Source organism: Streptomyces sp. NPDC088817 (assembly GCF_044750345.1).
Lineage (GTDB): Bacteria > Actinomycetota > Actinomycetes > Streptomycetales > Streptomycetaceae > Streptomyces.
The window spans coordinates 84,830-110,202 of record NZ_JBIVJN010000012.1; the positions used below are offsets into that span (position 1 = coordinate 84,830).

22 protein-coding genes are annotated in these 25,373 nt (G+C 73.9%); 8 read left to right on the top strand and 14 right to left on the bottom strand.

What is annotated here, in order from left to right; translation table 11 throughout:
* Positions 1-223 precede the first annotated feature (223 nt).
* Complete coding sequence (locus tag ACIP4X_RS22460) at positions 224-1,006, top strand: serine protease (RefSeq protein ID WP_358734398.1); 783 nt, start codon at positions 224-226, stop codon at positions 1,004-1,006.
* A gap of 95 nt (positions 1,007-1,101) precedes the next feature.
* Here ACIP4X_RS22460 and ACIP4X_RS22465 read toward each other — a convergent pair whose 3' ends face one another.
* The 3 genes from ACIP4X_RS22465 to ACIP4X_RS22475 are packed head-to-tail and all read right to left on the bottom strand — an operon-like array spanning position 1,102 to position 3,460.
* Positions 1,102-2,247: a DNA glycosylase AlkZ-like family protein gene (locus tag ACIP4X_RS22465; protein WP_391459450.1), complete on the bottom strand. Its 1,146-nt coding sequence runs from the start codon at positions 2,245-2,247 to the stop codon at positions 1,102-1,104.
* Between the two features lie 59 nt (positions 2,248-2,306).
* A complete protein-coding gene (locus tag ACIP4X_RS22470) occupies positions 2,307-2,804 on the bottom strand; it encodes a TIGR03668 family PPOX class F420-dependent oxidoreductase (RefSeq protein WP_391459452.1) in 498 nt (165 codons plus the stop codon).
* Positions 2,805-2,818: 14 nt separating this feature from the next.
* Positions 2,819-3,460 carry a phosphoribosyltransferase family protein gene (locus ACIP4X_RS22475; RefSeq protein ID WP_391459453.1) on the bottom strand — a complete coding sequence of 214 codons (642 nt, stop codon included), beginning with the start codon at positions 3,458-3,460 and terminating at the stop codon, positions 2,819-2,821.
* A 150-nt stretch (positions 3,461-3,610) separates the two neighbouring features.
* Between ACIP4X_RS22475 and ACIP4X_RS22480 the strand changes: the two genes are divergently transcribed.
* Both ACIP4X_RS22480 and ACIP4X_RS22485 read left to right on the top strand, forming a co-directional pair.
* On the top strand, positions 3,611-3,913 hold the full coding sequence (locus tag ACIP4X_RS22480; RefSeq protein WP_358734406.1) for a DUF3040 domain-containing protein: 303 nt from the start codon (positions 3,611-3,613) through the stop codon (positions 3,911-3,913).
* A 112-nt stretch (positions 3,914-4,025) separates the two neighbouring features.
* Positions 4,026-4,469 carry an SRPBCC family protein gene (locus ACIP4X_RS22485; protein ID WP_391459455.1) on the top strand — a complete coding sequence of 148 codons (444 nt, stop codon included), beginning with the start codon at positions 4,026-4,028 and terminating at the stop codon, positions 4,467-4,469.
* 13 nt (positions 4,470-4,482) lie between these two features.
* On the opposite strand, the gene ACIP4X_RS22490 is transcribed toward ACIP4X_RS22485, so the two are convergent.
* The 5 genes from ACIP4X_RS22490 to ACIP4X_RS22510 form a co-directional block, all read right to left on the bottom strand.
* Positions 4,483-5,634, bottom strand: coding sequence for an XdhC family protein (locus ACIP4X_RS22490; RefSeq protein WP_391459457.1), 1,152 nt, complete (start codon positions 5,632-5,634; stop codon positions 4,483-4,485).
* A 46-nt stretch (positions 5,635-5,680) separates the two neighbouring features.
* Positions 5,681-7,138, bottom strand: coding sequence for a solute carrier family 23 protein (locus ACIP4X_RS22495; RefSeq protein WP_391459459.1), 1,458 nt, complete (start codon positions 7,136-7,138; stop codon positions 5,681-5,683).
* A 154-nt stretch (positions 7,139-7,292) separates the two neighbouring features.
* Positions 7,293-9,713, bottom strand: a complete 2,421-nt coding sequence (locus ACIP4X_RS22500) for a molybdopterin cofactor-binding domain-containing protein (RefSeq protein ID WP_391459461.1) — start codon at positions 9,711-9,713, stop codon at positions 7,293-7,295.
* Between the two features lie 2 nt (positions 9,714-9,715).
* Positions 9,716-10,282, bottom strand: coding sequence for a (2Fe-2S)-binding protein (locus ACIP4X_RS22505; protein ID WP_358734412.1), 567 nt, complete (start codon positions 10,280-10,282; stop codon positions 9,716-9,718).
* Positions 10,282-11,181: a xanthine dehydrogenase family protein subunit M gene (locus tag ACIP4X_RS22510; RefSeq protein WP_358734414.1), complete on the bottom strand. Its 900-nt coding sequence runs from the start codon at positions 11,179-11,181 to the stop codon at positions 10,282-10,284. Before ACIP4X_RS22510 ends, ACIP4X_RS22505 begins: the two co-directional genes overlap by 1 nt.
* A 354-nt stretch (positions 11,182-11,535) precedes the next feature.
* On the opposite strand from ACIP4X_RS22510, the gene ACIP4X_RS22515 reads away from it, so the two are divergent.
* Together ACIP4X_RS22515 and ACIP4X_RS22520 are read left to right on the top strand one after the other, a co-directional pair.
* Positions 11,536-13,263, top strand: coding sequence for a PucR family transcriptional regulator ligand-binding domain-containing protein (locus ACIP4X_RS22515; RefSeq protein ID WP_358734416.1), 1,728 nt, complete (start codon positions 11,536-11,538; stop codon positions 13,261-13,263).
* Positions 13,264-13,430: 167 nt separating this feature from the next.
* Positions 13,431-14,204 (top strand): hypothetical protein, encoded by a 774-nt coding sequence (locus ACIP4X_RS22520; RefSeq protein ID WP_358734418.1) that lies wholly within the window; start codon positions 13,431-13,433, stop codon positions 14,202-14,204.
* Positions 14,205-14,276: 72 nt separating this feature from the next.
* Here the strand turns inward: ACIP4X_RS22520 and ACIP4X_RS22525 are convergent, their stop codons facing one another.
* Positions 14,277-15,116 (bottom strand): FCD domain-containing protein, encoded by an 840-nt coding sequence (locus ACIP4X_RS22525; protein ID WP_391459464.1) that lies wholly within the window; start codon positions 15,114-15,116, stop codon positions 14,277-14,279.
* A 164-nt stretch (positions 15,117-15,280) separates the two neighbouring features.
* Here ACIP4X_RS22525 and ACIP4X_RS22530 point away from each other — a divergent pair, with 164 nt between their 5' ends.
* The gene (locus ACIP4X_RS22530) at positions 15,281-16,114 is read left to right on the top strand and encodes a (2Fe-2S)-binding protein (protein ID WP_391459466.1); all 834 of its coding nucleotides are present in this window, start codon (positions 15,281-15,283) and stop codon (positions 16,112-16,114) included.
* Between the two features lie 327 nt (positions 16,115-16,441).
* The gene (locus ACIP4X_RS22535; protein ID WP_358734423.1) at positions 16,442-17,479 is read left to right on the top strand and encodes a DUF2637 domain-containing protein; all 1,038 of its coding nucleotides are present in this window, start codon (positions 16,442-16,444) and stop codon (positions 17,477-17,479) included.
* Between the two features lie 62 nt (positions 17,480-17,541).
* Here ACIP4X_RS22535 and ACIP4X_RS22540 read toward each other — a convergent pair whose 3' ends face one another.
* The 3 genes from ACIP4X_RS22540 to ACIP4X_RS22550 form a co-directional block, all read right to left on the bottom strand.
* A complete protein-coding gene (locus ACIP4X_RS22540; protein ID WP_358734425.1) occupies positions 17,542-17,928 on the bottom strand; it encodes an ATP-binding protein in 387 nt (128 codons plus the stop codon).
* Positions 17,929-18,185: 257 nt separating this feature from the next.
* Positions 18,186-19,928 carry a pyruvate dehydrogenase gene (locus ACIP4X_RS22545; RefSeq protein WP_358734427.1) on the bottom strand — a complete coding sequence of 581 codons (1,743 nt, stop codon included), beginning with the start codon at positions 19,926-19,928 and terminating at the stop codon, positions 18,186-18,188.
* A gap of 65 nt (positions 19,929-19,993) precedes the next feature.
* A complete protein-coding gene (locus ACIP4X_RS22550) occupies positions 19,994-20,995 on the bottom strand; it encodes a protein phosphatase 2C domain-containing protein (protein ID WP_391459469.1) in 1,002 nt (333 codons plus the stop codon).
* Positions 20,996-22,404: 1,409 nt separating this feature from the next.
* Here ACIP4X_RS22550 and ACIP4X_RS22555 point away from each other — a divergent pair.
* The gene (locus ACIP4X_RS22555) at positions 22,405-23,394 is read left to right on the top strand and encodes a helix-turn-helix transcriptional regulator (protein WP_358734430.1); all 990 of its coding nucleotides are present in this window, start codon (positions 22,405-22,407) and stop codon (positions 23,392-23,394) included.
* Between the two features lie 5 nt (positions 23,395-23,399).
* Here ACIP4X_RS22555 and ACIP4X_RS22560 read toward each other — a convergent pair whose 3' ends face one another.
* Together ACIP4X_RS22560 and ACIP4X_RS22565 are read right to left on the bottom strand one after the other, a co-directional pair.
* Positions 23,400-23,912 (bottom strand): methylated-DNA--[protein]-cysteine S-methyltransferase, encoded by a 513-nt coding sequence (locus tag ACIP4X_RS22560; RefSeq protein WP_401350187.1) that lies wholly within the window; start codon positions 23,910-23,912, stop codon positions 23,400-23,402.
* A complete protein-coding gene (locus ACIP4X_RS22565) occupies positions 23,909-25,306 on the bottom strand; it encodes an AlkA N-terminal domain-containing protein (protein WP_391459582.1) in 1,398 nt (465 codons plus the stop codon). Before ACIP4X_RS22565 ends, ACIP4X_RS22560 begins: the two co-directional genes overlap by 4 nt.
* Positions 25,307-25,373 lie beyond the last annotated feature (67 nt).

Genomic DNA, 25,373 nt, shown 5'->3' on the forward strand with positions numbered 1-25,373 from the left:
CGCGCCGCGCGACGAGAGCGGACCGCCGGAGCCCACCGGGACGGGACCGAGGGATTTCCCTGCCCGGCTCCCCTAGGGAGTTCCCTCATTGGAGGAGGGTGGGCCCGGTCCTAGCGTAAGGGGCGTGCCGCTCGCCCGGGCACACGGGACCCGAGCACGGACCCCACGACCCCCGTGCTCCCCCGCCCGCGCGATCCCCCGACGGCCTGCCCAGAGGAGACGCATGTCCGGCCTCACCCGCGCCAGACGGACCGCCGCCGCGGTCGCGGTCGGCGCTGCCGCGGCCGCGCTCACCGCACCCTCCGCGGCCGCCGCTCCCCGGCCGGTCGTCGGCGGCACGGCGACCACGACGGCGGAGTACCCGTTCGTCATGCAGATCACGGACGCGGCCGGCGCGCAGTTCTGCGGCGGCACCCTGGTCGCCCCCACGAAGGTGGTCACCGCCGCGCACTGCGTGGTCGGCGATATCGCGGACAGCCTGCGCGTGGTGGGCGGACGCACCCGCCTCGACGGCACCGACGGCACGGTGGGCGAGGTCGGCGGGGTCTGGTTCGACCCGGCCTACACGGACGCCGTCAGCGGCGCCGACGTGGCCGTGCTCACCCTGAAGGCGCCGATGCCGTACGCCACGGCGCCGTACGTCTCCCCCACCGGCGGCGGGGTGTACGCGCCCGGCATGACCGCCCGTGTCCTGGGCTGGGGCACCCGCGGCAAGGACGGCGGCTCCTCCGACCAGTTGCGGACGGCGGCGGTGCCCGTCGTGTCCGACAGCGGCTGCCGCGACTCCTACGGCTCCGACTTCGTCGCGAGCGACATGGTTTGCGCCGGATACACATCCGGTGGCGTAGACACCTGCCAGGGCGACAGCGGCGGTCCCCTGCTCATCGGGGGCGTCCTGGCAGGGATCACTTCCTGGGGCGACGGCTGCGCCGAGGCGGGCCGGCCGGGTGTCTACACCCGGCTGGCCTCCTTCTCCAGCCTCGTGACCGAGCAGGTTCTGACCTGAGCGCCGCGCCCCGGTGAAGCCAGGGGGCGTTGCGAGCCACCACGAGCGGCCCGCAACGCCCCCTTTCCACGTCCACGCCCCGGCTTTCCGGAGCCTCACCGTCCTACGACGGTCCCGAACCGTATGTCGTACGACGCCCCCGGGTGCAGGGCGGCGAGCATCCGCTCGGCCTCGGCGGTCACGTCCTGCCGCTGCGCCCGGGTCAGCGGGTCGAAGGACTCGATGACCAGGGTGTCGCCCTCCGGTTTCCACAGCCCCGCCAGGAAGCCGTCGACGAGGAGGGTGCGATGGGCCTGGTTGCCCGTCGCGTTGCGGCCCCGGTACCGCGCGGGCACCACGCGGGCGCGGTCGGCGTGGGAGAGGAGCAGGTTGTCGTACTCGGGCAGGAAGCGGGGCGGTGCCGGGGTGTCCGGGTCGGGCCGGGGAGCGCCGGGAAGGTCGAACAGCTCGGTGCCGCCGTCGTCCCGGAACGTGAGGAGCCGGGGTCGGAGGCGTTCGAAGACGGGGCGCAGCCGGGTCAGGCCCGCCCAGGTCTGCATGTCCCGGACGGAGGCCGGACCGAAGGCGGCGAGGTAGCGCAGGACGGCGGCTTCGAGGGCGGTGTGGTCCCCTTCCCGGTGGTCCCCTTCCCGAGGGGTGGGGGCCGCGGGACGGCCGAGCCAGTGCTCGGCGGTGGTGAGGGCGACCTGCCCGCCCCTGTCCCACAGTCCGCGCGGGGTGACCTGCACCAGCGGGAGCCGGCAGCGGGCGGCGACGCCGAGGGCCTGCGGGTCGGCGTCGGGCCACTGGGCACCGAGCGCGGCGCGCAGCTGGGCCATCGTGCGCGGCTCGGCTTCGACGAGGTCGCGGGCGAGCGCGGTGAGCCGGTCGAGGTCGACGCCGTGCAGGCCCTTGCGGAACAGGTGCAGCTCGCGGTCACGGGCGCCCTGCACGAGCGGCCGCAGGGTGAGACAGTCGTCGGCGGTGTGGGTGTGGATGGTGGAGCGCAGGGTGACGATGCGGACCACCTCGCGGGCGGCCATCGGCTCCGCCAGCCGCTCCGGCGCGAAACCGTCGAGGCGGGCGGCGAGCGCGTAGTACGGCGGCCTGACGTTCTGCGCCTGGAGGCCCACCAGGTGCTCCACGGCCGCCCCGGCCGTCAGCGGTGCGCGGCGCAGCAGCAACTGCCGGTCCAGGGTCGCCCGGTTGAGGGCGCGCGCACCCAGCACGGGGGCCGACGCGGTGGTCGTCGTCTTCGTCATGGCCGCACGGTAGCGGCCATCGAGGACAGGATCTGTCCTCTTTCGTCGGTCCTCTTCCGTCAGGGACGTGGCGGTCCTTCGCCGGGGCCGCGGTCGCCGGCGGCGAGGGGCGGTTCGGTGGCGTACCAGCCCGTCCAGTGGCGGACGGTGATCGCGATCACCGGTCCGTGCGGCGGGACCTCGCGGTACTGCGGGTACTTGCGCAGCAGCGGGGCGAGCGCGGTCCCGTACTCCGCCACGGTCCGCTCGTCGTCCGCGTCGGGCGGCACGATCCGGGCGTCGCCGTCGGCGCGGGCCCACCACAGGCGGTCCCAGTCCTCGTCGTAGTCGTCCGCCAGCAGGGACACGGACCCGGTGGCCTCGATGTGGCGCAGGCGGGCGAGCCGGGTCGTGGTCTTCGGCTTGCGGTCGACGGCCGTGACGAGGCCGTCGTCGCCGAGGGCGGCGAACACCGTGGGCACCAGGTGCGGGCGGCCCGCCGCGTCCACCGTGGCCAGCCGCGCCACCCGGGCGGCGAGGAACCGGCGGCGCGCCTCGCCGGGGTCCATGCGGGGCACGGGCGTGCCTCCTCTCAGCCGTCCGTCAGGGCCCGCAGCACCTCCTCGTCCGTCAGCTGCTCGAAGTCGCCGTACCAGACGCCCACGGCGGTGAAGCAGGACGGCTGGTGGAGGCAGATCAGCTCGTCGGCCTCGCCGCTCAGCGCCCGTACGGCCTCGGGAGCGCCGACGGGGACGGCGAGGACGGTGTGCGCGGGCGAGCCGCGCCGCACGTGCCGCAGCGCGGCGCGGGCGGTGGAGCCGGTGGCCAGGCCGTCGTCGACGACGATCGCGGTACGTCCGCGCAGGTCGAGGGCGGGGCGGCCGTGGCGGTAGCGGCGGGTGCGGCGGCGGAGTTCGGCGCGTTCGCGCTCGACCACCGGGGCGAGGTCCTCCTCGGTGAGGCCGAGCAGGTGCAGGGCCGTCTTGTCGAACAGCGGCGGGTCCTCCCCGGCGATCGCGCCGAGGCCGTACTCCTCCTGCGAGGGCGCGCCGATCTTGCGGACCACGACCACGTCCAGCGGGGCGTCCAGCGCCCGCGCGACCTCCCGGGCCACCGCGACACCGCCGCGGGGCAGCGCCAGCACGACGGGGTCGGGCAGTGCGCCCGCCTCGTACCGGGGGCGCAGCCGTTCGGCCAATCGCCGGCCGGCCTGCGTCCGGTCCTCGAACCTCATGGGCGTCCCTCCTTCCGCCCTGCCGACCGGGTACCCCGGGGCACCCTTCCGGCCACATGCCGCGGGCGCGGTTCGGCGCGCCGGTTAGTCCGGGGTGGGAGGGGCAGTCGGAGAGGACTCACGGCAGACCGGTTCCCCGTAGGAGCAACAGTGTCGACAGGCCGACTCCCCGACCGCGAACAGCGGATCCTGAACGAGATAGAACGCGCCCTGAGCCGTGACCGCCGTCTGGTCCGGCGGCTGCGGTCCGGGCGCAGGCTGCCGGTCCTCTCCCGGGTGGCGTCCTACGCCCCTCCGATGTGGGCCGTGATGCTGCTGACGGCGGTCTCGCTCGCCCTCCTGACGGCCGGTGCCGTCACCGCGGAGCCGGGCGTGATCTGGGCGTTCGCGGCGGTGTGGCCGGTGACGCTGTTCTGCGTGCTGCGGCTGCTGTGCCGCCGGGCGGAGCCCTGACGCACCGCCTTGCGCGCGGCGGCCGGTCCGCGGTGCGCCGGGGCGCTCGGCCAACCGTGTGAGCGGGTGGCGAAAGCGCGGTGGGGTGCCCCCGATTGCCTACGATCGTGCCGTGGTCAACTTCTCGCTCGAACGCACCGCGCCGCTCCCCCTCGACGAGGCGTGGCGGCGGATCACGTGGTGGTCGCGGCATGCCGACTCGGTGCCGCTGACCCGTATCCGCGTGGTCACGCCCGCGCCGACCGGTGAGGGCACGGTGTTCGTGGCCCGTTCGGGGATCGGCCCGCTCGGCTTCGACGATCCGATGGAGGTCACCGTCTGGCGTCCGCCGGCCGACGGCGAGCCGGGGCTGTGCCGGGTGGAGAAGCGGGGCCGGGTGGTGCTGGGCTGGGCCGAGTTCGAGGTCCGGCCCGGTCCCGGGGGCCGGACGCGGGTGGTGTGGCGGGAGGAGCTGCGGGTCCGCTTCCTGCCGGGTCTTTTCGACGAGCCACTGCGCGGCGCGGCCCGTTCGGTGTTCGGGCGGGCGATGAACCGGCTGCTCAGGCAGTCCTCGTAGAGCTGTCGTGACGTCAGGCCACCCAGCTGATCCGCCCGTTGGCCGTCGATAGGCCGTCGTGGTGGATCGGGGTGTGCGCGCCGGTGAGGGACATCCCGCTGCCGCCGCGCCGGGCGGCGACGATCTCTGAGGCGATCGACAGGGCCGTCTCCTCGGGCGTACGGGCGCCGAGGTCGAGGCCGATCGGGGACCGCAGCCGCGCCAGCTCCCGTTCGGTCACGCCGACTTCGCGCAGCCGGCGGTTGCGGTCGAGGTGGGTGCGGCGGGAGCCCATGGCGCCGACGTAGGCGACCGGGAGGCGCAGCGCCAGCCTGAGCAGCGGGACGTCGAACTTGGCGTCGTGGGTCAGAACGCACAGCACCGTACGGGCGTCGACGCCGGTGCGGGCGAGGTACTCGTGCGGCCACTCGACGACGATCTCGTCGGCCTCCGGGAAGCGCGCCCGGGTGGCGAAGACGGGCCGGGCGTCGCACACGGTGACGTGGAAGCCGAGGAACTTGCCGACGCGTACCAGCGCCGAGGCGAAGTCGATCGCCCCGAAGACGATCATCCGGGGCGGCGGCACGGCGGACTCGACGAGGACGGTGAGCGGGGCGCCGCAGCGCGATCCCCGCTCGCCGATCTCCAGGGTGCCGGTGCGTCCGGCGTCCAGGAAGGCGGACGCCTCGGCGGCGACCGTGCGGTCCAGTTCCGGGTGACCGCCGAGATGGCCCTCCCGGGAACCGTCCGGGCGGACCAGCAGGGCCCGGCCCGGCAGCCCCGTCGGGCCGGACACGATCCGCGCCAGGGCCGCCGCCTCCCCCCGCGCGGCGGCGGCCAGCGCGGACGCGGCCACCGCACGGGCCGGATCGGCGGCCCGCAGCGGTGTGACGAGGATGTCGATGACGCCGCCGCAGGTCAGGCCGACGGCGAAGGCGTCCTCGTCGCTGTAGCCGAAGCGCTCCAGGACGGTTTCGCCGTCCTCGAGCGCCTGCCGGCACAGCTCGTACACGGCGCCCTCCACACAGCCGCCGGAGACGGAGCCGACGGCCGTGCCCTCGGCGTCCACCGCGAGGGCGGCACCCGGCCGGCGCGGTGCGCTGCCGCCGACGGCCACCACGGTGGCCACGGCGAAGTCGCGTCCCTGCGCGACCCACCGGTCCAGTTCCTCGGCGATGTCCAGCATCTGTCGGTCTCCTTGCGACGGTCGTGGGGAGGGCGGGCGAGAGGTTCTAGCGCACGCCGAGCCAGCTCTCGATGGGGTGGAGTGCGAAGTAGACGAGGAAGACCGCCGTCAGGCCCCACATGAAGGCGCCGATCTCCCGGGCCCTGCCCTGCGCGGCCTTGATGGCGGTGTACGAGACGACGCCCGCGGCGACACCCGTGGTGATGGTGTACGTGAACGGCATCAGGACCACGGTGAGGAAGACCGGGATCGCGGTGGACCGGTCGGCCCAGTCCACGTGCCGGGCGTTCATCAGCATCATGGCGCCGATGACCACCAGCGCGGCGGCGGCGACCTCCTGCGGGACGATCGCGGTGAGCGGGGTGAAGAACAGGCAGGCCGCGAAGAACAGGCCGGTGACGACGGAGGCGAGTCCCGTGCGGGCGCCCTCGCCGACGCCGGTCGCCGACTCGATGAACACGGTCTGCCCGGATCCGCCGGCCACTCCGCCGATCGCGCCGCCCGCGCCGTCGATGAACAGCGCCTTGGACAGGCCGGGCATCCGGCCCTGTGCGTCGGCCAGCTTCGCCTCGGTGCCGACGCCGATGACGGTGGCCATCGCGTCGAAGAAGCCGGCCAGGACCAGGGTGAAGACGATCACGCCGACCGTCATCGCGCCGACCTGTCCCCAGCCGCCGAACTCGACGTGCCCGAAGAGCGAGAAGTCGGGCACCGACACCGCGCTGCCGTGCAGGGCGGGCGCGCCGCCGGCCCAGGCGTCGGCCTTGACGACCCCCGCGCCGTTCAGGACGGCCGCCGCCACGGTGCCGCCGACGATGCCGATGAGGATGGCGCCGGGGACGTCGCGGGCCTGGAGCATGAAGATCAGCAGCAGGGTGCAGGCGAAGAGCAGCACCGGCCAGCCGGCGAGTTCGCCCGCCGGGCCGAGGGCGAGCGGCGTGGACCTGCCCTGGTGCACGAAGCCGGACTTGTAGAAGCCGATGAGCGCGATGAACAGGCCGATGCCGATGGTGATGCCGTGCTTGAGCGCCTGCGGGATGGCGTTCATGATCATCTCGCGCAGGCCGGTGACCACCAGCAGCATGATGACGACGCCGTAGACCACGCACATGCCCATCGCCTGCGGCCAGGTCATCTGCGGCGCGACCTGCGAGGACAGCACACCGGAGACGGACAGCCCGGCGGCGAGGGCGAGCGGCACCCTGCCGACGAGGCCCATCAGCAGGGTGGTGAGGGCCGCGGCGAACGCGGTCGCGGTGATCAGGGCCTTCTGGCCGAGGGTGTCGCCGGCGGCGTCCTTGCCGGACAGGATCAGCGGGTTGAGGAGCAGGATGTACGCCATCGCGATGAAGGTGGTGACGCCGCCGCGCACTTCACGCGCGACCGTGGACCCCCGCCGGGATATGTGGAAGTAGCGGTCGAGCCAGGACCGGCCCGCCGGGACGCGGCTGCCCGCGCCCGCGTCCTCGGCGGTGGTCCTCGGCTCCACTGACTGCTGGGTCATGGGCCATCTCCCAAGGTTCACAGGGACACCCGATGCCGTGGACGGGCATGCGGGATCTGGGAATGGACGACCCGGGGGACGGCCCGAGACGAACAGTTGGGGTCCCCGGGGGGCGAACTCCCCCCGGGGGTTCAGCGGTTCGGACGCCGTGGGCTCACATGCCGGTGAGGTGCTCCGGCCGGACCGGCGTGCGGTTCAGCTCCAGCCCCGTCGCGTTGCGGATCGCCGCCAGGACGGCGGGTGTCGACGACAGGGTGGGGGCCTCGCCGATGCCGCGCAGCCCGTACGGCGCGTGGTCGTCGGCGAGTTCGAGCACGTCGACGGGGATGGTCGGCGTGTCGAGGATGGTGGGGATGAGGTAGTCCGTGAAGGACGGGTTGCGCACCTTCGCGGTCTTCGGGTCGACGACGATCTCCTCCATGACCGCCACGCCGAGGCCCTGGGTGGTGCCGCCCTGGATCTGTCCGACGACGGACAGCGGGTTGAGCGCCTTGCCGACGTCCTGGGCGCAGGCCAGCTCGATCACCTTCACCAGGCCGAGTTCGGTGTCGACCTCGACGACGGCGCGGTGCGCGGCGAAGGAGTACTGCACATGGCCGTTGCCCTGACCGGTGCGCAGGTCGAAGGGTTCGGTCGGCCGGTGACGCCACTCCGCCTCCACCTCGACGGCCTCGTCCTCCAGGAGGTCCGCCAGGTCGGCGAGGGCCTCGCCGCCGTCGGTGACCACCTTGCCGCCCTCCAGCAGGAGTTCGGCGGTGGCCCAGGCCGGGTGGTAGGAGCCGAACTTGCGGCGCCCGATCTCCAGGACCTTCTCGCGCACCAGCTCGCAGGCGTTCTTGACGGCGCCGCCGGTGACGTACGTCTGCCGGGACGCGGACGTCGAACCGGCGCTGCCGACCCGTGTGTCGGCCGGGTGGATGGTCACCTGGGTGACGCCCAGTTCGGTGCGGGCGATCTGCGCGTGGACGGTGACGCCGCCCTGGCCGACCTCCGCCATCGCGGTGTGCACGGTGGCGACCGGCCGGCCGCCGACGACCTCCACGCGGACCCTGGCGGTGGAGTAGTCGTCGAAGCCCTCGGAGAAGCCGACGTTCTTGATGCCGACCGCGTAGCCCACCCCGCGGACGACGCCTTCGCCGTGCGTGGTGTTGGACAGGCCACCGGGCAGCTGCCGGACGTCGGCGCCCTCGGAGCTCTCCCACTGGCGCTCCGGCGGCATCGGCATCGCCTTGACGCGGCGCAGGAGTTCGGCGACCGGGGCCGGGGAGTCGACCGGCTGCCCGGTCGGCATGATCGTGCCCTGGGACATGGCGTTGAGCTGCCGGAACTCCACCCGGTCCATGCCGACGGCGTCGGCGAGCCTGTCCATCTGCGCCTCGTAGGCGAAGCACGCCTGGACCGCGCCGAAGCCGCGCATGGCGCCGCAGGGCGGGTTGTTGGTGTAGAGGGCGATGGCCTCGATGTCGACGTCGTCGACCTCGTAGGGGCCGATGCCGAGCGAGGAGGCGTTGCCGACGACCGCCGGCGAGGCGGATGCGTACGCGCCGCCGTCCAGCACGATCCGGCACTTGACGTGGGTGAGCCTGCCGTCCTTGGTGGCCCCGTGCTCGTAGTACAGCTTGGCCGGGTGGCGGTGGACGTGCCCGAAGAAGGACTCGAACCGGTTGTAGACGATCTTGACGGGCTTGCCGGTGCGCAGCGCCAGCAGGCAGGCGTGGATCTGCATCGACAGGTCCTCGCGCCCGCCGAAGGCGCCGCCGACGCCGGACAGCGTCATACGGACCTTCTCCGGCGGCAGTCCGAGCACCGGGGCGATCTGGCGCAGGTCGCTGTGCAGCCACTGGGTGGCGACGTAGAGGTGGACGCCGCCGTCCTCCTCGGGCACGGCGAGCCCGGACTCGGGGCCGAGGAATGCCTGGTCCTGCATGCCGAAGTGGTACTCGCCCTTGACGACGAAGTCGGCTCTCTGCGCGGCCTGTTCGGCGTTCCCACGGACGATGGGCTGGCGGTGCACGATGTTGGGGTGCGGGACGTGACCAACGTGGTGGTCGGTGCGGTTCTCGTGAACGAGGACGGCGTCCGGCGCGGTCGCGGAGGCCTCGTCGGTGATCACCGGCAGTTCCCGGTACTCCACCCTGATCCTGGCGGCGGCGCGGCGGGCGGTCTCCGGGTGGTCGGCGGCGACGACGGCGACGGGCTCGCCGTGGTGGCGGACCTTGCCGTGGGCCAGGACCGGGGTGTCCTGGATCTCCAGGCCGTAGTTCCTCACCTCGGTGGGCAGGTCGTCGTACGTCAGCACGGCGTACACGCCCGGCATGGCGAGGGCCTCGGCGGTGTCGATCGAGACGATCTCGGCGTGCGCGACCGTGGACCGCAGGATCTGGCCCCAGAGCATGTCCTCGTGCCACATGTCGGAGGAGTACGCGAACTCGCCGGTGACCTTGAGGATGCCGTCCGGGCGGAGCGTGGACTCGCCGATGCCGCCCCTGGTCCCGGAGCCCTGGGTGACCTTGGTGGGGACGCCGGTGGGGCCGCGGTCCCGGCCGAACGTGGTGGAGGTCTCGGAGGAGGCCATGTTCAGACCCCCTCGGACTGCCGGGCGGCCGCCAGGCGGACCGCGTCCATGATCTTCTCGTAGCCCGTGCAGCGGCACAGGTTGCCCGACAGGGCCTCGCGGATGTCCCCGTCGGTCGGGTCGGGGTTGCGCTCCAGCATCTCGTCGGCGGCGACCAGCAGACCCGGGGTGCAGAACCCGCACTGGACGGCGCCCGCGTCGATGAACGCCTGCTGGATCGGCGAGAGTTCACCGCCCGCGCCGGTCTGCGCGCCCGCCGCCTGCCACCGCTGGGCGTCCTCCAGCGTCGTACCGCGGGCCTCGGTGCCGCGCGACCGCTGCTCGGCGAAGTCGGCCAGGCCCTCGACGGTCACCACCTCGCGACCCTCGGCCTGCCCGGCGGCGACCAGGCAGGAGCACACCGGCACACCGTCGAGGCGCACCGTGCACGAGCCGCACTCGCCCTGCTCGCAGGCGTTCTTGGAGCCGGGAAGTCCCAGCCGCTCGCGCAGGACGTAGAGCAGGGACTCGCCCTCCCAGACGTCGTCGGCCTGCTGCGGTCGTCCGTTGACGGTCAAGTTGACGCGCATCACGCAGCGCCTCCCCTCTGACAGGCGGTGCCTCGTGCGCCGCGGTAGGACTCCCAGGTCCAGGAGAGTGTCCGGCGGGCCATGACGCCCACCGCGTGGCGGCGGTAGCTCGCGGTGCCCCGGACGTCGTCGATCGGGTTGCAGGCGGCGGAGCAGAGCTGCGCGAACTGCCTGGCGACCGACGGGGTGATGATCTCCCCGCTGTCCCAGAAGCCGCCCTCGTCGAGCGCGGCGTTCAGGAACTCCTCGGCGGCCCTGGCCCGGACGGGCGTGGGCGCGGCCGAGCCGATGCCGGTACGCACCGTCCGGGTCTCCGGGTGCAGGGCGAGGCCGAAGGCGCACACGGCGATGACCATGGCGTTGCGGGTGCCGACCTTGGAGAACTGCTGCGGTCCGTCGGCCCTGGCGACGTGGACGGCGCGGATCAGCTCGTCGGGCTCCAGGGCGTTGCGCTTGACGCCGGTGTAGAAGTCGTCGATCGGGATGCGGCGGGAGCCGCGGACCGACTCCACCTCGACCTCGGCGCCGGCCGCCAGCAGGGCGGGGTGGGCGTCGCCCGCCGGGGAGGCGGTGCCGAGGTTGCCGCCGACCCCGCCGCGGTTGCGGATCTGCGGGGAGGCGACCGTGTGCGAGGCGAGGGCCAGGCCCGGCAGCTCGGCCCGCAGGTTCTCCATGATCCTCGTGTACGGAACGGAGGCGCCGAGCCGCACGGCGTCCTCTCCGACCTCCCACTCCTGGAGGTCGGCGACCCGGTTCAGGTCGAGGAGGTACTCGGGCCGGCGGTGGTCGAAGTTGATCTCGACCATCACGTCGGTGCCGCCCGCGATCGGCACGGCGGCGGGGTGCTCGGCCTTCGCGGCGAGCGCCTCCTCCCAGGTGGCGGGGCGAAGGAAGTCCATGACCGGCTCTCTTCTTCGTCTCTTGAGTCGTCGTGAGTCGTACGGATTGAGCCAATCCGTGTGCGGCGGGCCCGGCTCGTTCCTGTCCCTTTTACGCGGAGTGGGGTCAGTACACCGTTCACCGCTCCGGCCCGGTCAGTCACCGAAACCATGAAGGGTTTGGCTGGCCAGCGCGGGCATCTTGTAGATTCGTATGAAACGAGGCCTTCAGAAACCTCTTCCGTTCCCCTGGAAACAGCGGTGGCCGAGGGGACGCGGTCTCACCTCCTGGCGGAGCTGCTGCCCGGCCACACGGACGGGCCCTCGCCACATGATCCATCGTAGTTTTCGAGACACAGAACGGCGGCGACGAGAATGCGGCTGCGCGCCCTGCTGGACAACACCGATGCGCTGGGCCTGAAGCTGCTCGGCGGGGAGGAGGAGCTGGACCGCACCGTCCGGGGTGTCATGACCACCGACCTGCGCGATCCCAGCCGCTACCTCTCCGGCGGTGAGCTGGTGCTGTCGGGGCTCGCCTGGCGCCGGGACGCCGCCGACTCCGAGCCGTTCGTACGCATCCTGGTACGGGCCGGGGTGGCCGCCCTGGCCGCGGGCGAGGCGGAACTGGGGCCCGCGCCCGACGACCTGGTGGCGGCCTGCGCCCGGCACCGGCTGCCGCTGTTCGCGGTGAACGAGTCGGTGGCGTTCGCGACGATCACCGAGCACGTCGTGCGGCAGGTGTCCGGCGAGCGCGCCGGTGACCTGGCCGCCGTGGTGGAGCGGCACCGCAGGATGATGACGGCCGGCCCGGCGGGCGGCGGCCCGGACGTGGTCCTCGACCTGCTGGGCTCCGACCTGGACCTGCGGGCCTGGCTGCTCTCGCCCACCGGCCGGCTCATCGCCGGGCCCGGGGTGCCGGGGCCGGCGCCGGCCCCCGACGTGTGCGCCCGGCTCGCCGCCGAGTACCTGTCGGCCGCCCGCACCGGCCGGCGCGCCCCGCACCGGGTGACGCTGGGCCCGGCGACGTACTCGCTGTTCCCCATCCGCGGCGGCCGCTCGCCGCAGGCCGCGCAGCCCGCGCAAGCCCCGCAGACCGAGCCGGACGTGCGCGAGACGGTGCTGTCGGACTGGCTGCTGGCCGTGGAGGCGGACGCGGGCGAGTGGCCCGACGAGCGGCTGGACCTGCTCCAGGGCGTCACCCAGCTCATCGCGGTCGAACGGGACCGCCGCGACGCGGCCCGCACGGTGCGCAGGCGCCTGGCCCAGGAGGTGCTGGAGCTGGTGCAGACCGGCGCGCCGCCCGCGGAGGTCGCCGCGCGGCTGAGGGTGGCCGCGCCGGTGCTGCTGCCCGGTGTCGGGGCGGCGCCGCACTGGCAGGTGGTCGTGGCGAGCGTCGAGTGGGACGACGGGCAGGGCGAGGGCGGGCGGATCGCCCAGGCGCTCCTGGAGGAGATCCTCGTCGACGCTCCCCCGGGCTCCTCGGGCGGGGGGACGGCCGGGGGCGGTCCCGAGCCCGCCGCCCGGACGGCCGTCGCCCACACGGACGACGAGGCGGTCGCGCTCGTACCGCTCCCCGCCGTCCCGGCCGAGCACGACGGCTCCGAGACCGGGATCCTCGCCGACGCGCTCCTGGAGGCCGTACGCGATCCGCTGTCGGCCGGACTCGACGGCGACGGGCGGCTCACGCTGGGCGTCAGCGCGACCGTGCACTCGGCCGAGGGGCTGCGCGGGGCGCTGGAGGAGGCCCGGCACGCCCGGCGGGTCGCGGCGGCGCGCCCGGGACGCGTCTGCGCGGCCGGGCACCAGGAGCTGGCCTCCCACGTGCTGCTGCTGCCCTTCGTCCCGGACGACGTGCGCCGCGCCTTCACCGCGCGGCTCCTCGACCCGCTGCGGGAGTACGACCGCCGGCACCGGGCCGAGCTGATCCCCACCCTGGAGGCATTCCTCGACTGCGACGGCTCCTGGACCCGCTGCGCCACCCGGCTCCACCTGCACGTCAACACGCTGCGCTACCGGGTCGGGCGTATCGAGCAGTTGACGGGCCGTGACCTGTCCCGTCTGGAGGACAAGCTGGACTTCTTCCTGGCGCTGCGCATGAGTTGAGGCCGTGACGGACGAGGGGGGCGCGCCACCTGCGCCCTCCTCCGTCCCACGACTTTGTGAAATTTTTCACCCATCCTCTTGGCCGGGCCACGGATTTCGTGCTGAGATGCCGCCACCACTCAAGGCTCGATGGCGTGCTCGGGGAGGGCAACGTGGCGCATACCGCCATGTCTGGTAACGGAACGACCCCTGGTGACGATCCACTCCAGACCGCGGTATGGCGGCTGCGCTCACGCGCGTGCTGGGCCGACGCGGCGGCGCTGCTCCAGTCGGCCACCGCGGCCGCCGCGCTCCAGAGAGCGGCGTTGCTGGTCGAACGCTGTCTGTACACCGAGGCGGGCTGGGAGGAGGCCGAGGACGCGCTGCGCACCGCGGAGGCGCTGGCCGACACCGACGAGGAGCGGGGCGCGGCCGCTTGTGAACGCGGGTACCTTGCCTACGCGGCCACGCTGCACGGCGTACGGGACCGGGCGGACGAGGCGCGGTCGGCGCTCGGCCGGGCCGCTGCGCTGGTGCCGCCCGGGGCGCCGGGGCGGGCCCTGCTGGACTTCCGGCGCGGTCTGATCGCGGAGAACCTCACCCGGTCCCCGCAGGCCGCGCACGCCGCGTTCCGCCGCGCGCACGCGGGCGCGGTCGCCCACGCCGACACGCTGCTGCTCTCCTTCACCTGGCGCCATCTGGCCGGACTGGCGCTGCGGGACGGCGAGTTGGCCGAGGCCCGGAACGGTTTCGCGGAATCGCTCCGCATCAGCGAGGAGCTGGGCTACCTCGTCGGCACGGCGCCGGCCCTGGTCTCCCTGGCCGACACGGAATCCGAACCGGAGGCGTCCCGCCTGCGCGAGGAGGCCCGCCGTCTGTTCCGTCTCCTGGGCGGCGTACCGACCTGGCTGGCCCACCGCCTGACCCCGGCCCCACCGACACCGGGCGCGGCGACGGTCTGAACAGGGCGCGGGCCGCCCACGGCCCGCGCCCTTCAGTCCGCCGTCCCGCTGGTCCGCTACTCCGCTACTCCGCTACTCCGCTCCCGCGAAGTGTTCGGTGGCCAGGGTGCGGACCACTTCCACGTCGCGGGCGACGAGGGCGTCGAGGAGGGCGGTGTGTTCGGCCGCGTCGGCGAGCAGGTCGGCGCGGGCCGGGCGCACGGCGCCGCCGACGAGCGGCCACTGCGCGCGGCGGTGCAGGTCCTCGGCGATCTGGACGAGCTGCTCGTTCCCGGAGAGGGCCAGCACCGCGCGGTGGAAGGCGCGGTCGGCGTCGGCGTAGGTCGCCCGGCAGCCGGAGGACGCGGCCCGCACGGTGGCCTCGGCGAGCGGCCGCAGTTCGGCCCAGCGCTCGACGGGCACGCGGCGGGCCAGCCGCAGCATCACCGGCACCTCCAGCAGGGCCCGCACCTCGGCCAGTTCGGCGAACTCACGGCCGTCGCGCTCGACCACCCGGAAGCCGCGGTTGGGCACGACCTCCACGGCGCCCTCCAGCGTGAGCTGCTGCATCGCCTCGCGCACGGGCGTCGCGGACACCCCGAACCGCTCGCCGAGCGCGGGCGCCGAGTAGACCTCGCCGGGTTTCAGCTCCCCCGCCACCAGGGCGGTGCGCAGGGCCTGCAGGATCTGACCGCGCACGGAGGAGCGCCTCACCAGGGGCCGGGGGCCCGGCACGGGCGGTTCGCCGTGCGTGTGCTCGCCGCGGACGCCCTCCGCCGGGCCGCCCGCGGCCTTCCGCTCCCGCCGCGGATCAGCGGCTTCCTGCTCGCGCCGCAGGCGCCCGGCCTGCGGCTGGCGCGGCACACGCGGCACGGCGCTCCCGCCGGCCCCGGAGGTCCGGATGCCGGTGGAGTCCTGCGCGCCCTGCTTCACGGTTCTCCTCCGGGCTTGGGGTGCTTGAGGTGCTTGTGGTCATTACGGCGGGTTGTCGCCCGGCCGTCAAGCACCTTAGGCACTGTAGGCCAAGGCTTCACATTCCGATTGAGTGAAGTAAGGTAAGCCTTACCTACAGTCGACGTGAAAACGGTGGATCCGGCATGCCTGTGCCCTCTTCGGCCGTGGCGGACGCCTACGCCCGCCTCACCGAGGTCTTTCCCGGCCTCACGGTGACGGAGCCCGGCCCCGGCGAGCCCGTCCCGGACGGCGGCGGCTGGACTCCGGCCGCCTCCCTCGCGGCGGGCGGGACCGGCCTGGACGCCTTTCTGGCCTGGGACGACGCCCAGGTGCTGCGGGACTACGGCACACCGGCCCGCCCGGACGTCGTGGCGAGCTTCGGACTGCACCGCTACGCCTGGCCCGCCTGCCTGCTGTTCACCGTGCCGTGGTTCCTGCACCGCCGGGTGCCCCGCCTCCCCGTGACCCACGTCTCCTACGACCGCGCCGCGGGCCGCATGGCCGTACGCCCCACCGCCTTCGCCTGCCTGCCGGGCGACCCGGCGGCCGCGCTGCCCGGCGCGCGCGTCGTGCCCGACGAGGAAGCGCTGCGCGCCGAACTGCGCGCGGCCGTCGCCGAGCACCTTGAGCCCGTGCTGACCGGGTTCGGCCCCCGTATGCGCCGGCGCGGGCGCGCCCTGTGGGGCATGGCGACCGACGAGATCGTCGAGGGGCTCTGGTACGTCGCCCATCTGTTCGGCGAGCGGCGGCGGGCGATGCGCGAACTGGAACTGCTGCTGCCGGGGGCGACCCGGCCGTACGTCGGCTCCGCCGCCTTCCGGGAGCTGACCGGGCCGCACGGCGAGTCGCTGCCCACCCGCGACCGGGCGAGCTGCTGCATGTTCTACACCGTGCGCCCCGAGGACCCGTGCGTCACCTGCCCGCGCACCCGCGACACGGACCGGATCGCCAAACTGACGGCCGCGGCCACGGGTTGAATCCCCGTCACACCGGGACGAACCCGGCCCGGTGGTCCATCCCACCCCCCGCGATCGCGTAGGATCATCTGCGACTGGGACGCCCACAAGGTCACAGGTGATTCACAAAATCCTCACCTGCCGCGGGAACTATCCGCGGAACCATCCGTATGGGTAGTCTTATTCGAACTCAACTCCCGCCCCTCAAGCGGCAGTTCGAGCAGAACGCCGCCCCGGGCATCCCCTTGCACCTCCTTGGCGGCCTCTTGCCCCGAAAACCCCTGAGGGCCGCTGGGATTGGGTCACTATGGCGGGCGTTACGCCCTATCCCAATGCAAGGGACCCCAGATGAGACTGACCGACATATCGCTGAACTGGCTGCTTCCGGGCGCCGTGCTGCTCCTGGGCGTGCTGGCGGCGGTTGCGGTGCTCGTGCGCGGCAAGCGCTCCTCCGGGGAGAACGCGAGCGCGGACGACTCGTGGGAGCGCAGCGAGGAGCGTCGCAGGCGCAAGGAGGCCGTCTACGGAACAGCCTCCTACGTGCTGCTGTTCTGCTGTGCGGCGGTGGCCGCCGCGCTCTCCTTCCACGGCCTGGTCGGCTTCGGCGAGCAGAACCTCGGCCTGAGCGACGGCTGGCAGTACCTCGTGCCGTTCGGCCTGGACGGCGCGGCGATGTTCTGTTCCGTTCTCGCGGTGCGCGAGGCCAGCCACGGTGACGCGGCGCTCGGCTCCCGCATACTCGTGTGGATGTTCGCCGCCGCCGCGGCCTGGTTCAACTGGGTGCACGCGCCCAGGGGCCTCGACCACGCGGGGGCGCCGCACTTCTTCGCGGGCATGTCGCTCTCGGCCGCGGTCCTGTTCGACCGCGCGCTGAAGCAGACCCGCCGGGCCGCCCTGCGCGAGCAGGGTCTGGTGCCGCGCCCGCTGCCGCAGATCCGCATAGTGCGCTGGCTGCGGGCGCCGCGTGAGACCTACAAGGCCTGGTCGCTGATGCTCCTGGAGGGCGTGCGCAGCCTGGACGAGGCGGTCGAGGAGGTGCGCGAGGACGAGCGTCAGAAGACGGAGAACCGGCGGGTGCGGCGCGAGCAGGAGCGCATGGAGCGGGCGCAGCTCAAGGCGCTCAGCCGGGGTCACCGCGGCTTCGTCGGGCGCGGCGCGCGGCAGACGGAGCAGCAGGCCCTGGAGCGCGGCTCCAGCCAGGTCACCGCGGAGCCTGCCATAGCGGCGGCGGAGCTTCCGGCGCTCACGCGCCCGTCCCTCCAGCCCGTCCGCAAGGGTTCCGAGAGCGGCGCCCTGGACCTCACCGCGGAGGACGACACAATGGCTCTGCCGCGTCTCGACTCCCTGGAGCGCAAGCTCAAGGACCTGGAGCAGCAGTTCGGCTAGGAACCGGTCGATCGGACCGGTGACGGGTGGGGCGCGGCCGTGCGGGCCGCGCCCCACCCGTTTCACGCGGCCTGTGCGCCCAGTTCGAACCAGACGGACTTTCCTACGCCGTGCATGCACACGCCCCAGGTGTCGGCGAGGGACTGCACCAGGACCAGGCCGCGCCCGCCGGTGCTCTCGCCCGTCCCCTGGGCCCGGGGCCGGGGCCGGCGGGCCACGAAGTCCCGTACCTCGACGCGCAGTCCGTGCGTGGACACGGTGGCCGTCAGGACCGCGTCGGCGTCGGTGTGGACGAGCGCGTTGGTGACCAGTTCGCTGGTGAGCAGTTCCGCGACGTCCGACGTGCCCGGCCCGCCCCAGTGGCGCAGCAGTGCGCGCAGCGCCCGTCGTGCCTCGGGCACCGCCTTGAGGTCGGCCCGTCCCAGCCTGCGTCTGAGCTGGGGCGGCACGGGCCACCCGGGTAAGCCGTCCGACCGTGCGTCCGCCGCTCTTTCGGTGTGTTCCTCCGTCGTACGAGCCGAGGAGGCCCCGGCCTTCGCGGGACCGCCCCCTCGTGCCTGCCTCTCCATGTCCCCCGTCCGCGTGCCGATGTCGGTTCCCCTCCGGTTCGAACACGTTCACGGAGATCCATGCCCCGTAGGGCGCTCGCCAGTCATGTGGAATGGCCCACGTCCGGATGTCCGGAGCCGCCGCTCTCCCGACGGGCCTACGGGCGGGGCACGTTGCGCAGGTTGGAGCGGGCCATCTGCACCATCCGGCCGACGCCTCCGTCCAGCACCATCTTCGACGCCGACAGCGCGAACCCGGTGACCATCTCGGCCCTGATCTTCGGCGGGATCGACAGGGCGTTGGGGTCGGTGACGACGTCCACGAGGGCGGGGCCCTTGTGGCTGAAGGCCTCCTTCAGGGCGCCGGCGAGATGTTTCGGCTTCTCCACCCGGACGCCGTGGGCGCCGCAGGCGCGGGCGACGGCGGCGAAGTCGGGGTTCCTCATGGCCGTGCCGTAGGAGGGAAGTCCCGCCACCATCATCTCCAACTCGACCATGCCCAGGGAGGAGTTGTTGAACAGGACGACCTTCACGGGCAGGTCGTACTGCACCAGGGTCAGAAAGTCGCCCATCAGCATGGCGAATCCGCCGTCCCCGGACATGGACACGACCTGACGGCGGCGGTCGGTGAACTGCGCGCCGATCGCCATCGGCAGCGCGTTGGCCATCGAGCCGTGCGAGAAGGACCCGATGACGCGGCGGCGCCCGTTGGGCGAGATGTAACGGGCGCCCCAGACGTTGCACATGCCGGTGTCGATGGTGAACACGGCGTCGTCGTCGGCCACTTCGTCCAGGACGGCGGCCACGTACTCGGGGTGGATCGGGACGTGCTTGTCCACCTTCCTCGTGTACGCCTTGACGACCCCCTCAAGGGCGTCCGCGTGCTTCTTCAGCATCCGGTCCAGAAAACGCCGGTCGGTCTTGACCCGCACCCTCGGCACGAGACAGCGCAGGGTCTCCTTCACATCGCCCCACACCGCGAGGTCGAGGCGGGAGCGGCGGCCGAGGTTCTCCGGCCGGACGTCGACCTGGGCGATCTTCACATCGGTGGGCAGGAAGGCGTTGTACGGGAAGTCCGTGCCGAGCAGGATCAGCAGGTCGCACTCGTGGGTGGCCTCGTAGGCGGCGCCGTAGCCGAGCAGTCCGCTCATGCCGACGTCGTACGGGTTGTCGTACTGGATGAACTCCTTGCCGCGCAGCGCGTGCCCGACCGGGGACTTGATCCGCTCGGCGAACTCCATCACCTCCGCGTGCGCGCCCGCCGTGCCGCTGCCGCAGAAGAGGGTGATCCGGTCGGCCTCGTCGATCAGCTCGACGAGCCGGTCGATCTCGGCGTCGCCGGGCCGGACGGTGGGCCGGGAGGTGACGATGGCGGTCTCGGCGGACCGCTCGGGCGCGGGCTCGGCGGCGATGTCGCCGGGCAGGGCCACCACGCTGACGCCCCGGCGTCCCACCGCGTTCTGGATGGCCGTCTGGAGCAGCCGGGGCATCTGCTTGGGGTTGGAGATCAGTTCGCTGTAGTGGCTGCACCCGGCGAACAGCCGGTCGGGGTGGGTCTCCTGGAAGTAGCCGAGGCCGATCTCGCCGGAGGGGATGTGCGAGGCGAGGGCGAGGACCGGGGCCATGGAGCGGTGGGCGTCGTACAGGCCGTTGATCAGGTGCAGGTTGCCGGGCCCGCAGGAGCCGGCGCAGGCCGTCAGATGCCCCGTGATCTGGGCCTCGGCGCCGGCCGCGAAGGCGGCGGTCTCCTCGTGGCGGACGTGGATCCAGTCGATGGCGGCGTTGCGGCGGACCGCGTCGACGACCGGGTTCAGGCTGTCCCCGACCACGCCGTACAGGCGCTTGACCCCGGCGCGGACGAGGATGTCGACGAACTGCTCTGCGACGCTCTGCTTGGCCATGGCTCTCGGGCACCCCTTCGGTCTGCCGCGGATCCTCAGCCTCCATGAAGGCACAGCCCCGGCGCTCACGCCTCCCACACGGCGGCGGCCGTACGGTCGTCCGCGTATCCCTTGACCCGCGCCTGGGCGTCCGCGAGGAACGCGGCGAGGCCCGGCGGGGCGGGCTCGGACCACCGTCGGGCGAGGTGGGCGGACAGCTCCGGCTCGCCGCGGAGCGGGTCGGCCAGACCGGCGGTACACATCAGCAGCGTGTCACCCGGTTGGGCCACGGAGGCGCGGAAGCGGAAGGGTTCGCGGGGCGGTTCGGGGGCCGGGTCGTACGGGTTCGGCGGGGTGGTGATGCCGAGGTCGATGGTGAGCCGGTCGCCGTCCGGCGTCCCGGACGGCGGCGAGCCGAAGCCGACCACGGGGTGGCCGGGCGTCTCGGCGACACCGGGTTCGATGTCCTGCCACTCGCCCTCGCGCAGCCGGAACAGGCCGCCGGGGCCGACGCCGAAGAACACGCGCACGCGGCAGTCGGGGTCGGCGGGCAGGAGCAGGCAGCGCAGGCCGGCCGAGTACTGCCCCGGGTCCACGCCCTGTTCGGCGGCGTCCGCGCGGAGTCTGCCGAGGCTGCGGTCGGTGAGTCGGTGCAGGCCGGACTTCAGGTCGCCGCGCCGGGCGGCGCGGATGTCCTCGGTCAGCCGTTCGTGGCTGCGGCCCACGGCCTCGGCGATCCAACGGCACACCTCGGCGGCCGCGCGGTGCGCGCCCGGGGCGGCGCGGGGGCCGGTGGCCATCGCGACCAGCACGAGTGCCTGGTCCCCCGCGCCGAAGCGCGCGGTGAGCATCGCGTCGCGCCGCGACTCGCCCCGGTACCTCGCGGAGTCCCCGCGCACCGACGCCGCCCGCAGCGTGCAACTCCCGTACGCGGCCCCGTCCAGCACGGTGTCCGGCACCACGTCGTCCAGCCCCTCCGGATCGGCCACCGGCAACGCGGTGGGCTCGGCCGCGTAGGTGGGCGGCCGGGATCCGACATAGGCAACGGCAAGCCCGTCCTCGCGAGCACCCGCAGCGACGTACACCACCCCACGCCCGGAGCCCCCTACGACGTCCGGGGATCCCGACGGAGGAGGAGGTGCGGAGTGCGGCGGAGGCGCGGCGGAGGACGGACGAGCGGGTGGGACGGAGGGCACGGAAGCTTCCGGGGGCGAGGACGGGGGCGGAGAGGCGGGCGCGGGCACGGACGCTCGCGGAGGCGAGGACGGGGGCGGAGAAGCCGGCCCGGATGGAGGCGAGGACGAGGGCGTAGAAGCGGGCGCGGGTGGAGGCGAGGACGCAGGAGGCGAAGACGCCCACGGGGGCGCGGACGGAGGAGGTGACGAGGACGGAGGAGGTGACGAGGACGGGGGCCGCCTCGCGGCGGGGCCGGTCGGGTCGGCAGCGCTCCTGGGCGAGGAGCCGCCCGAACCAGAGCCGGTCACGCCCCAGGGCGTCGACTCGGCGGGCCCGGCCGAGTCGGTGGCGCTCCTCGGCGAGGAACCCCCCGAACCAGAGCCAGTGTCACCCCACGACGCCGACTCAGCGGCACCGGCCGAGTCGGCAGCCCCCCTCCGCGAGGAACCGCCCGGACCGGAACCGGTGGCGTTCCAGGGCGTCGGCTCGGCCGACCCCGGCCGTCGGCTCTCGCCCGGTTCCTCGGTGGAGGTGGGCGGTTGGGGCGGCCATTCCGATGCCGAGCGTCCCTCGTCCCTGGTCACCCTCGAATCCGCCCCGGACCCCCAAGCGACCCCCGGCGCCGGGCCGTCGGACGGGGCCGTACCCGAAGGCGGGGCCTCCGGTGCGGTGTCGGGGGTGTCTCGCCACCAGTCGCGTTCCGGAGACGGGGCGTTGGCCGGGCCGTCGGCCGGGGCGGGTGGTGGCGTGCCCCGGGTCGGGCCGCCCAGCGTTCCGGTCGCCGAGGCGAAGCGGTCGTCCAGGGTGTCGGCCTCGGACGCGGGGCCGGTGTCCCCGGCGAAGTCGTTGTACAACTGGCCCCACCAGTCGTCGTCCTGACCGGTGGGACGTCCCCCCTGCTGGCTCATGCCGCCAATTGTCCACCGCACGGGCCCCGTGGGAACGGGGCATGGGGAAATCCGGACGAAGTCGCCGGGCGGCTCCACCCCCCACGGAGGAGCCGCCCGGCGCGACCACGGTCCGGTCGGCCGAAACCCCGCCGTCCGGAACACCCCGACGCGGCCCCCCGTGTCCGGACCGGGCACGGCGGGCCGGGGCCGCCGGACGCCCCGGCCACCGCACGGGCCGCGTATCCGCGCAGGCCACACCGGTGGCCGGACACCGGGCACTCGTCGATGCCTCGGTGGCGCCACCTTGTCAGAGTGACCGGTGGTACAGCGATGATGTGCCGCGGCGGGTTTGCGCCGTGGCTGTTTCCCGCCACCGCCGACGCGCCGCGCAACGCGATGCCGTGGTTCCGAAAGGGGAGGGACAGCAGCTGATGCTGGCAGCGATAGGCCTGGACGAGACACATGAGGCGGCGTACCGGGCCCTGGTGTCCGTGGGCGCCGCCGAGGTCCCCGATCTCGCGCGCCGGCTGACGCTCGGCGAGCGGGACACCGAGCACGCCCTGCGCCACCTGGAGCGGTACGGACTCGCCGCCCAGTCCCCGACCCGGCCCGGCCGCTGGGTGGCCGCGCCGCCCGGGGTGGCGCTGGGCGCACTGCTCACCCAGCAGCGCCACGAACTGGAACGGGCGGAACTGGCCGCCGCGCTGCTCGCCGAGGAGTTCCGCGCCGCGGCCTCCGAGCCCGCCGTGCACGACCTGGTCGAGGTGGTCACCGGCGCCCCCGCGGTCGCGCAGCGCTTCCTCCAGCTCCAGCTCGGGGCGAGCGACGAGGTGTGCGCGCTGGTCACGGGCAACCCGATCGCCGTCTCCTCGCTGGAGAACCACGCCGAGGAGCAGGCGGTCGCCCGCGGGGTCCGCTACCGGGTGGTCCTCGAGCGCGCCGTACTGGACCGGCCTAACGGTGTCACCGAGCTGACCGCCGCGCTCAGCCGCGACGAAGAGGTGCGGGTGGTCGAGACGGTGCCGACCAAACTGGTCGTCGCCGACGGCACGCTGGCCATGGTGCCCCTCACCTCGCACACCCCGGAGCCCACCGCGCTGGTCGTGCACGCCAGCGGCATGCTGGAGCTGCTGTACGGGCTGTTCGAGTCGGTGTGGCGGCAGGCGCTGCCGCTGCGGCTCGGGGCGTCCGGGGTGACCGAGGAGGGCCCGGACGGCCCCGACGCCATCGACCTGGAGGTGCTGTCGCTGCTGCTGGCCGGGCTGACCGACGCGAGCGTCGCCAAGCAGCTCGACCTGGGCCTGCGGACCGTGCAGCGCCGGGTGAAGCGGCTGATGGAGCTGACCGGGGTGAGCACCAGGCTCCAACTGGGCTGGCACGCCTACGAACGGGGCTGGGTGGCCCGTGAACGCCACGGCTGAGGCGGCTACAGCGCGCCCTCCAGCGTGAGCAGCCGCACCTTCCGCTCCAGGCCGCCCGCGTACCCGGTCAGGGAACCGTCCGCGCCGATCACGCGGTGGCAGGGACGCAGCAGCAGAAGCGGGTTGGCGCCGATGGCTCCGCCGACGGCCCGGACGGCGGGGCGGGGAGCGCCGATCCGCGCGGCGATCTCGCCGTACGTGGTCGTCGAGCCGTACGGAACGTCGTCGAGGGCGGCCCACACCCGCTCCCGGAATTCGGTGCCAAAGGTGCGCAACGGCAGCCGGAACTCCTTGAGTTCACCGGCGAAGTAGGCCCGGAGCTGTTCCTCGGCCTCGCGGAAGGGCCCGGCGTCCCGCCGCCAGGCGGCCTGGACCTCGCGACCGCCCTTCTGGCCGGGCACGGACAGCGAGGTCAGCGCGCCGGAGGAGTCGGCGGTCAGCAGCAGCGGGCACAGCGGGCTGTCGAGGGTGGTCCAGTACGTCGTACCGGCAGGGGTCGTGAGCGGGTGCGTGGTCATGGGGTCGTCTCCAGCTCTTCGGCGGCACACAGGTGCCGCAGGGCGTACGAGCGCCAGGGGCGCCAGCTTTCGGGGGTGTCCGCGCCGGGCGGGGCCACGTCGGGGTCGCCGAGGGCGCGGGTGCGGATGACGGCGGCCGTGGCCGGATCGAGGCCGGGCAGGGCGAGCAGCGCGCGGTGCGTGTCGTCGCGGTCGGCGCCGGGGTCGAGCCGTACGGCGCCGTCGGCGAGGGCGGCGGCCAGGGCGCCCAGGGGACCGTCCGGCTCGGCCCCGGCGAGGGCGTCAGGCTCGGGGAAGAGGTGGGTCAGCGTGCCGCTGGGCGCGTCCAGGGCCTTGCCGTGGCGCCGTACCAGCTCGGCGGCGGCCGCCGGGCCCACCAGCGCGCGGATCGCGGTCTCCGGCGGGTCCGCCGAGCCCGGCGAGCGCAGTCCTGGCCGGACGGCGACCAGCGGGGCCAGCCGCGGGTCCGCGCCGAGCCGCTCGTCGACGGCGTACGGGTCGGCGTCCAGGTCGAACAGGCGGCGCAGCCGCTGCACGGCCGTGGTCAGATCGCGCGGGTCGGTCAGGTGGAGCCGGGCCTCCAGCCAGCCGCCCGGATGGGCGCCGGACCCGGTCCGCGGCGCGCCGGAGCGCTCGTCCACGGCGACGGTCCCGGTGCCGTACGGCAGACGCAGGGTGCGCCGGTAGGTCCGCCGGCCGGGCGGGCCGCCGATCTCCTCGACGCCGGGCACGGCCTCGCGCTCCAGCAGGTCGAAGACCGGGCCCGACTGGTAGGGGCCCCGGTGGGCGAGCCGCAGCGGGATGCCCGCGGTGGGTGCCTCGGGGCGGCCCCGGGCTCTGCGGGCGGTGGCGCGCAGTTCGCTGGGGGTCGCGGCGTAGACGGACCGCATCGTGTCGTTGAACTGCCGCACGCTGGCGAACCCGGCCGCGAACGCGATCCGGGTGACCGGCAGGTCCGTGGTCTGGAGCAGGACGCGCGCGCTGTGCGCCCGCTGGGTACGGGCGAGCGCGACGGGCCCGGCGCCCAGTTCGGCGGTGATCTGTCGGCGCACCTGCCGCTCGCTGTAGCCGAGCCGCGCGGCGAGTCCGGCGACGCCCTCCCGGTCGATCACGCCGTCGCCGATCATCCGCATGGCCCGCCCGACGGCGTCGGCCCGGACGTTCCAGTCGGCGGAGCCGGGCACCGCGTCCGGCCGGCAGCGCCGGCAGGCGCGGAAGCCCTCGCCCTGCGCGGCGGCCGCCGTGGCGTAGAACCGCACGTGGTGCCGTTTGGGGGTGACGGCCGGGCAGCTGGGACGGCAGTAGATCCCGGTCGTCTCGACGGCGAAGAAGAACTCCCCGTCGAACCGGCCGTCCCGGCTGCGTACGGCCTCGTACCTGCTGTCCTCGTCCATCACGCCGTCCAGTGTCCGCCCCCGCACGGGGACGCCGCTGGCGGAAATCGGACACTGCGGCCAAGGT